Source organism: Acinetobacter sp. (assembly GCF_036666595.1).
Taxonomy (GTDB): domain Bacteria; phylum Pseudomonadota; class Gammaproteobacteria; order Pseudomonadales; family Moraxellaceae; genus Acinetobacter.
This window is the reverse complement of sequence record NZ_JAVWVO010000119.1, coordinates 1-596: the sequence shown is the minus strand read 5'-3', so window position 1 is coordinate 596 and position 596 is coordinate 1. Positions and strand designations below refer to the sequence as shown.

Below are 596 nucleotides of genomic sequence, written 5' to 3'. Positions count from 1 at the left end.
ATTCTTTGGATAAAACTTTTAAGTCGTAAATGGGTGGGAAGAAATTGTCTAAACTACAAGCACGATTTAGAATATTGTCAAAATTAAAAGTAAGAACTTTTCCTAAATAACCATTTTTTAAAAGGCTACCCAAAGCAATATGTGCCCAATTAATTTTGGCTTTAGTAATGTGCTTTTCGATTAGTGTCTTTTGCTCATGTGGAGTGAGCTTACTCATACATAGGCCATAATCTTTTTTTTCTTGGTCTGACAGACTTTTGAGATTACCTTTATGTTTCTTGTTAATTTCAGAAATCAGTTCGCTTGCTAAAGGCATGCCTGCGCTCTTGGAGCAACCAGCACCTGTAAATACAATTACTGGTGTTCCTTGTTTTTTGCTGTCTTTTAATGTTTTTGCAATATCTTTAACTGTGAAGCTCATTTTATAACTTATTAAAAAATATATATTTTTATTATATGAAATTTAAATCAAATTAACACTGATTTTCTCTTAGTAAAAGCCCGCGAAATGCGGACTTTTTATCGTTTAATTTTAAACTATTGGTTTTGACTATGGTTTGATCATAAGGTCTGCTTTTTGTTTTGGCAGATAAACA

1 pseudogene is annotated in these 596 nt (G+C 31.2%); it reads right to left on the bottom strand.

What is annotated here, in order from left to right:
- Positions 1–421: pseudogene (locus RR876_RS17110) on the bottom strand (hypothetical protein); the annotation flags it as partial.
- Between the last annotated feature and the right edge of the window lie 175 nt (positions 422–596).